This window comes from Herbaspirillum lusitanum P6-12, assembly GCF_000256565.1.
In the GTDB taxonomy this organism is placed as follows: domain Bacteria; phylum Pseudomonadota; class Gammaproteobacteria; order Burkholderiales; family Burkholderiaceae_D; genus Herbaspirillum; species Herbaspirillum lusitanum.
Window position 1 is genome coordinate 1 of the sequence record NZ_AJHH01000534.1, and the last position, 7447, is coordinate 7447.

A 7447-nucleotide genomic window follows, 5' to 3' on the forward strand; every position below is an offset into this window, starting at 1 on the left:
CGGGGCGTACGGTTCCGGACGGCGTTGGCCCATTCGACTTCCAGCGCCGAGTCGAACATGCGCCGGTTGGCGACGTCGGTAAGGGCGTCGCGGTAGGACAGGGCTTCCAGTTCCTTCTGCAATTCCGCCAGCCGCGCTTCATTCTTTTTGCGCTCGGTGATGTCGAACATGAAGCCGATCAACGCTTCGACTTCGCCGTCCGGCTTGCGCACCACGTGCACCACGTCGCGGATCCAGACGTGTTCGCCATCGCGCGTGATGGCGCGGTAGTCGGCTTCATGGTCGGCGCCGGCCTTCGATTGCGCCACGCAAAAATTCACCACGCCTTCGCGGTCCTCCGCATGGATGCGCGCAGCCCAGTCTTCCACCGATACCCAGCTCTCCGGCGTCCAGCCCAGCAACGCTTCGATCTGCGGACCGACGTAGGCAAACTTCATGGTGGCCCAGTCGATTTTCCAGGGTATCGCCCTGGTCGATTCGAGCAGGGTTTTATAGACGGCGCTGTCGGGCTCCATTTGTTTTTTTACTTGTCTGGTCATGTGGTGTGGCGATGCGTTTGGAGTGAGGCGCGCAGTCATTGGCGGCAGGGAAGATTGTCGCAAGGATAACCCGGCGTGTGGCAAGGCGCATGAAATCAGCACGAAAATGTTTGGCAAAATTCCGGGGAATTCGCTGCCAATCCATGCCGGCAGCGGGATTGCGGAGGATGTCGCCGACGTCATTGCATCAATAGTCACCATCAATTGATTTAAAAGATTTAATCAATTGTGCAAAAGACTTTCGTCTGATTTATCTTTTAGTACATGACTTGCAGAAAGATTCGACGTTGCCCGAGCAGCGCACTCGCCCCTCAACTCATCAAACAGGAACGCAGCACATGTCTTCGAATGCCTCCGCAATCAGCTCGCCAGGCGAGCTCCAACAAGATTCGGCAATTTTCCGCGCCTTGGCCGAGATGCTCGGTCACGGCGGTATCCGCATCAACGGCAGCAATCCCTGGGATATTCAATTGCATCGCGCCGGTGTGCCGGAACGCGCTTTCTCGCAAGCCAACCTCGGTCTCGGCGAAGCGTACATGGACGGCGACTGGGACGCCGAACAGCTCGACGAATTTTTCTCGCGGCTGTTGCGCACGCGACTGACCGACAACATCAAGCCGCTGCGACTGGTCGGCCACGTGCTGGCGGCGAAATTCATGAATCGCCAGAACCTCAAGCGCTCGCGCATGGTCGGCGAAGTGCACTACGACCTTGGCAATGATTTCTACGCCGCCATGCTCGATTCGCGCATGACCTATACCTGTGGCTACTGGAACACGGCGACCACGCTGGAAGACGCGCAGGAAGCCAAGCTCGACCTGATTTGCCGCAAGCTGCAACTGAAGCCGGGAATGCGCGTGCTCGATATCGGCTGTGGCTGGGGCAGCTTCATGGCCTTTGCCGCCGAACGCTACGGCGTCGAAGCGGTGGGCGTGAGTATTTCCAGGGAACAGATTGCGCTGGCGAAAGAGCGCTACGGCCATCTGCCGCTCGACTTCCGGCTGCAGGATTACCGCGAACTCAATGAACGCTTCGACGCCATCGTCAGCATCGGCATGTTCGAACACGTGGGTCGCCGCAACTACCGCACCTACATGGAAGTTGCGCATCGCTGCCTGGCCGATGACGGCCTGTTCCTGCTGCACACCATCGGCAAGAACCAGCGCAAGTCTTCTCCCGATCCGTGGATCGACAAATATATTTTCCCCAACGGCGACCTGCCATCAATCGGCCAGATGGGCGACGCCTTCGATCACTTGTTCGTGGTGGAGGATCTGCACAACTTCGGCGCCGACTATGACAAGACGCTGATGGCCTGGCACAGCAACTTCGAAGCCGCGTGGCCGCGTTTCGAGGCGCAACTGGGCGCGCGCTTCCGCCGCATGTGGCGTTATTACCTGCTGTCCTGCGCCGGCGCATTCCGCGCCCGCGATATCCAGCTGTGGCAATGGGTGTTGTCGAAGAAGGGCGTGATGGGCGGTTATCGGCGCGAGCGCATCTGAGGTCCTAAGCCTGTGCTGACCCCAGGCGATCCGCCAGCAAAGGCAACAGCAACTCCGCCGCCTCCTGGCATTTGAGCGACAGCAAAGGATCCGCGCGCGTGACGCCGCGGTTGATCGCGGCAATCTGCTTTCCCGCTTCCGCAGCCATGCGGCAAAAGCGGTAGCCCGAAAACACCACCAGCGAGGACCCCACCACCAGCACTGCATCGGCGGACGCCACCGCGCGTTCGGCCGCCTCACTGCGCGCACGGGGGACGCCGTCGCCGAAGAACACCACGTCGGGTTGCAGCATGCCGCCGCACACCGGACAAGGCGGCACGTGGAAGCCGGCGAGGGCGCCGGTCTCCAGATCGGCATCGCCGTCGGGCAAGGCCGCCGCATCGCCGGCGGCAAGTTCAGGGTTGGTCTGTTCAAGCAGGTCCTGCACGCTGCGGCGCGTGTGCATCGTTGCACAATCGAGGCAGACCACGCGGTGGATGTTGCCATGCAATTCGATGACGTTGCTGCTGCCGGCTTGCTGATGCAGGCCGTCGACGTTCTGCGTCAGGATGGTGGAAACCTTGCCGGCGTGTTCGAGCACCGCCAGCGCGCGGTGACCGGCGTTCGGCGCGGTCCCGGCCAGCTTGGGCCAGCCGATCATGCTGCGCGCCCAATAGCGTCGACGCATGGCTTCCGAGCTGCGGAAGGCAGGGCCTTCCATCGGCGCCTTGCCGCGCCGCACGCCGTTGGCGTCGCGATAGTCGGGAATGCCTGACGCCGTGCTGATGCCGGCGCCGCTCAGGACCAGCACATGGCGATGCGGCGCCATGAATGCGGTCAGCGCCGCCACGTCCGCATCAAGCTGGCTGGACATCTTTTCCATCAAAGAAGCTGTTTCCTCAGACCCGATCCATGCCCGCAGTGACAATGAAGGACACCAGCGCTGCTGTAATCGACCAGACCGCCAGGCGATATTGCGGGATGAATTTGGTGATGACCGGCATCAGGAAATAGAGGATGACGCCGATGAGGATGCAGGTGATGACTCGTTTCATGAATGATCTTGTTGATGTTGATGAAGGTGCCCGCCGAGTCCGGGAATGGCTAGCGATGAGATCGTACCATTGATCAAAACGATAGTGTCGGGCGCGGAGAGTGCTTCGGCTTCTTTCACTCGTGAAGGCCGCATCAAAGGCCCCGTGCCGAGAATGCCAGTGTAGAGATTAAGGCCCTTTGAATTCAGCCACAAGAAAGTCAACGAAACTTCGAACCTTCGCAGGCAAGTTTCGCCTGCTGAGATAGTAGACATACAAATTGGCAGAAGGCAGCGCATAGCCTGGCATTACTTCCTTCAGGCGCCCACTGGCCAGATATTTCGCTGCATCCCACTCAGACCTCTGCACGATACCGTGACCTTCCAGGGCCCAGTTCATTACCACGTCGCCATCATTGCTCGACACGGCGCCCCTTACTTTCACAAGCTCGATCTTCTTGCCTTTTTCGAGGCGCCAAGTCCCGTAGACGTCATCGTTCTGGCGGTGAAGAATGCAGCGATGACGATGCAGTTCCTCAGGGGTTAAAGGCTCGCCCGCCTTTTTAAGGTAGGCAGGAGAGGCACACAGAAAACGCTTGTTCGACATAAGCTTGCGCGCACTAAGTCGCGTATCAGGGAGTTCGCCGAAACGAATCGCCAGATCATAGGCCTCTTCGACAAGGCTGATCGGTCGATCGGTCAACTGCAATTCGACTTCCACGTCCGGATGATCGTGCGCGAACCGGGACACCAAGGGTGCTATCCGAGTGCGCCCGAAGCCGGGCGTCGCGTTCACCCGTAGCAGTCCTTTAGGCGCTGCGCGGCCACTCGAGACTGATTCCTCCATATCGCGAATGCGGTCGAGGATTTGCGTCGCTTGCGCCAGATAACTCTCGCCTTCGCTCGTCAGACTAAAACGACGGGTGGTGCGGTTAACCAGGCGGACCCCTAGTCGCTGTTCGAGCATCATCAGTCGCTTGGTGACCGCCGGTGGCGTCAGGCCCAGTTCACGCGCGGTACCCGACAGGCTGCCCAGCTTGGCCAGCACGACGAAGAACGCCAGATCCGGAGCGGTTTCAATTTTCACTTAGAGTTAATTATGGTTTAAATAGTGGGAAATTATAGCAAAAGGTTTGAAGAGTAGTCTCTGCACATGCGCTGAACGACCAGCCTTTCCACCCTTAGGAGACACCTCATGAGAATCGTCGAAATCCGCGAAAAAACTGTGCCGATCAGTTCCCCAATCCGCAACGCCTACATTGACTTTAGCAAAATGACACTGAGTTTGGTCGCCGTCGTGACCGACGTGATTCGCGACGGCAAACCTGTGATCGGCTATGGATTCAATTCAAATGGTCGTTATGGCCAGGGAAAATTGATGCGCGAGCGCTTCATTCCCCGCGTGCTCGAAGCCGATCCTGCAAGCTTGGTTGATGACAGCGGTACCAACATCGATCCGCACAAGATTTGGAACTGCATGTTCACCAACGAGAAGCCTGGTGGGCACGGCGAGCGCTCGGTCGCGATCGGCACCATCGACATGGCCGTTTGGGACGCCGTGGCAAAGATCGAAGGCAAGCCGCTTTTCCAACTGCTCGCGGATCGCTACGGGAATGGCACTCCCGACCGCAAGATCTTCGTGTATGCCGCCGGGGGCTACTACTATCCGGGCCAGAACCACGACAAGCTGAAGGACGAAATGCGCAGCTACATTGATCGTGGCTACACGGTGGTCAAGAAGAAGATCGGCGGCGCCTCGCTCGACGAGGACCTCCGTCGTATCGACTCCGTATTGAGTGTCCTGCAGGACGGCCAAAAGCTGGCGGTTGACGCCAACGGACGCTTTGACCTGGACACCGCCGTGGCCTATGCCAAGGCGCTCTCGCAATACGATCTGTTCTGGTACGAGGAACCAGGTGACCCGCTCGACTTCGAGCTGCAGGCGACACTGCGCAACTACTATAAAAACCCGATGGCCACCGGCGAGGATCTGTTCTCGATGCAGGACGCGCGTAACCTGATTCGCTACGGCGGGATGCGCGCCGACCGCGACTGGCTGCAGTTCGACTGCGCCTTGAGCTATGGCCTGGTGGAATACCTGCGAACGCTAGACATGCTGCGCGAGCATGGCTGGTCACCCAAGCGCTGCATCCCGCACGGCGGCCACCAGATGTCGCTCAACATTGCCGCTGGCCTGGGGCTCGGTGGAAATGAGTCCTATCCGGATTTGTTCCAACCCTACGGGGGATTCCCGGATGGGGTGAAGGTGGAAAATGGGCACATTCTGCTGCCAGAGCTGCCTGGTATCGGTTTCGAAGGCAAGGCCGACCTGTATCAGGAAATGGTCAAACTGGCCGGGTAACGAGCGTGAGAAAACTGTGGCACAAGCCGGCCAATCGAAGCCGGCAGGCCACGCCGTGCCGCTAAGTCGGTACGGCGCCAGGGCGATCGAACGAACATTCTTCCGTCGACCGACTTATCCATGCACAAAATTAGCGGTGCGACATGCGCGACGAAGCCAAAGATGCTTCAAATCACTATCGAGACGCGCCAACTCGCACCGGCGCACCTGCGCGCAATCCTTCCATGACGAGATCCATGAGCCAGGCGAGGCGCGGACGCCAGTCCGCGTTGGCGTCTATCTGCCAAATGCCGGCAATTGCCAGAAAAAAGTCATCCGCAGTGATTCCTGCGCGGATAGTGCCAGCCTTCTCATTTGCATCCAGCAACATTTGTGCCGCAGCGATCACTGATGCATAGCCTCCCGTACCGGGGGCACATTCCTTCGAAACCGAAGCCAGCCGGATGGCCTCAGCCAGACCCGCTTTGGTTATGGCGTACTCGGCGAGGCGGTTCATCCACTCTCGCAGGGCTTGGTCGGGAGCACGAGTCTCAAGCAGATACTTTGCAAACTCGACGACTTGCGACATCTCGTGGCGATATACCTCCATGACCAACGCCTCGCGCGTCGGGAAGTGACGATAAAAGGTTCCCTGGCCGACGCCAGCCTTCTTGGCAATTGCACTCAGCGGCACCTCTGCTGAGCGGATCAACTCCGCGAGTGCGACCGTCAGAATGCGTTCACGATTCTGTACGGCGTCAGAGCGCTTGGGGCTATCCACATGTCCTCCTCTTGATCGGCAAATTTGACAAGCGGACAATTGTCCGATAGTCTTTATTTAAGCGGATTATTGTCCGTTTCCGATTTTACCTTTTTTATCCCTCAGGAGAAACCCATGAAGACCACCGGCAATACTATTCTCATCACTGGCTCCACCGCGGGCATAGGCCTCGGCTTGGCGCTGCGTTTTCATCAGGCTGGCAACAAGGTCATCATCGCAGGAAGACGAAAGGCATTGCTTCAGCAGATTACGACCGATCATCCAGGCATCGAAGCCATCGAACTGGATGTCGCGGACGCCAAATCGATCGTCCAAGCGAGTGAATTCGTGGCCGAGCGTTATCCTGACTTGAATGTGGTGATCAACAACGCTGGCATCATGTTGAGCGAAAGCGTTTTGACGCCTGATTCACTGAAGGGCGCGGAAGAGACTGTCACGACCAACCTTCTTGGCACCATTCGCATGACCTATGCGTTCTTGCCGCAACTTGCTCGGAAAAACGATAGCGTCATCATCAATGTCAGCTCCGCCTTGGCGTTTGTTCCGTTCCCCATCGCCATGACCTATAGCGCCACCAAGGCGGCCGTCCATTCGTTTACCGAAGGCCTGCGCGTACAACTCGCCGACACTCCAGTGCGCGTAATTGAGTTAGCTCCCCCTGGTGTGCGCACCACCTTGTTCGGTCAGGAAAGTGACGAACAAGCCATGCCCCTCGAAGAGTTCCTTGATGAGGCGCTCTCCCTCTTGCATAGCGAACCCGCGCCTAAGGAAGTCATCGTGGAACGCGCCAAATTTTTACGCACTGCCGAAGCTACTGGAAACTACGACAATATGCTTGGAATGCTGTCTGCATGGAAGGCCCCGGACTGAGACAGTCGAACAAAGCATGAAGGAGCCCGTCGATGCCTAATCCCACAAACGAAATTATTGAGCGAGCTGTCGTGCTTGATGCGGGAGGTGTTGTCGGCATGGCATGGATAGCCGGATTGCTGTCTGGGTTGAAATCTAAAGGATGCGATCTCTCCGCAGCGGACGTGCTAATTGGGTCATCATTATCCGCTCTTCTGGCAGCGCAGGTTCGTAGTGGGGTAGCTCTCGAAAAATTGTTTCCGATGCAGGCACTGGCCTTAACGCCTCACAGTTGGCAGTCAGTGACACCAAAAGAGAGTTATCGCTTTTCCGAACTTTGGGCTCGGCTAATACATGGTGACGCAAAATCAGATCCGGCAAATTTGCTCGAGGTGCTGCTAGCGGCGCGCGCGCGCCGCGGGC

At 58.1% G+C, this 7447-nt stretch carries 9 protein-coding genes; 4 read left to right on the forward strand and 5 right to left on the reverse strand.

Features of this window, described 5'->3' with window-relative positions:
• A partial coding sequence (locus tag HLUSI_RS0117705) for a PAS domain-containing protein (protein ID WP_016835227.1) occupies positions 1-515 on the reverse strand: 515 nt, incomplete at its 3' end.
• Positions 516-877: 362 nt separating this feature from the next.
• Here HLUSI_RS0117705 and cfa point away from each other — a divergent pair.
• Positions 878-2041, forward strand: coding sequence for a cyclopropane fatty acyl phospholipid synthase (gene cfa / locus HLUSI_RS0117710; protein WP_016835228.1), 1164 nt, complete (start codon positions 878-880; stop codon positions 2039-2041).
• Between the two features lie 4 nt (positions 2042-2045).
• Here cfa and HLUSI_RS0117715 read toward each other — a convergent pair whose 3' ends face one another.
• From HLUSI_RS0117715 to HLUSI_RS0117725, 3 genes are all read right to left on the reverse strand, one after another.
• On the reverse strand, positions 2046-2903 hold the full coding sequence (locus HLUSI_RS0117715) for an NAD-dependent protein deacetylase (protein WP_016835229.1): 858 nt from the start codon (positions 2901-2903) through the stop codon (positions 2046-2048).
• Between the two features lie 16 nt (positions 2904-2919).
• Complete coding sequence (locus HLUSI_RS33485; protein ID WP_016835230.1) at positions 2920-3075, reverse strand: hypothetical protein; 156 nt, start codon at positions 3073-3075, stop codon at positions 2920-2922.
• A 168-nt stretch (positions 3076-3243) separates the two neighbouring features.
• Positions 3244-4140, reverse strand: a complete 897-nt coding sequence (locus tag HLUSI_RS0117725; RefSeq protein WP_016835231.1) for a LysR family transcriptional regulator — start codon at positions 4138-4140, stop codon at positions 3244-3246.
• A 108-nt stretch (positions 4141-4248) separates the two neighbouring features.
• Here HLUSI_RS0117725 and HLUSI_RS0117730 point away from each other — a divergent pair, with 108 nt between their 5' ends.
• Complete coding sequence (locus tag HLUSI_RS0117730; RefSeq protein ID WP_016835232.1) at positions 4249-5415, forward strand: mandelate racemase/muconate lactonizing enzyme family protein; 1167 nt, start codon at positions 4249-4251, stop codon at positions 5413-5415.
• Between the two features lie 175 nt (positions 5416-5590).
• On the opposite strand, the gene HLUSI_RS0117735 is transcribed toward HLUSI_RS0117730, so the two are convergent.
• Positions 5591-6175, reverse strand: coding sequence for a TetR/AcrR family transcriptional regulator (locus tag HLUSI_RS0117735; protein WP_016835233.1), 585 nt, complete (start codon positions 6173-6175; stop codon positions 5591-5593).
• Positions 6176-6289: 114 nt separating this feature from the next.
• Between HLUSI_RS0117735 and HLUSI_RS0117740 the strand changes: the two genes are divergently transcribed.
• Positions 6290-7045 carry an SDR family oxidoreductase gene (locus tag HLUSI_RS0117740; protein WP_016835234.1) on the forward strand — a complete coding sequence of 252 codons (756 nt, stop codon included), beginning with the start codon at positions 6290-6292 and terminating at the stop codon, positions 7043-7045.
• Positions 7046-7077: 32 nt separating this feature from the next.
• Positions 7078-7447, forward strand: a 370-nt coding sequence (locus HLUSI_RS32825) for a hypothetical protein (RefSeq protein ID WP_202946939.1), incomplete at its 3' end; no start/stop codon positions are given.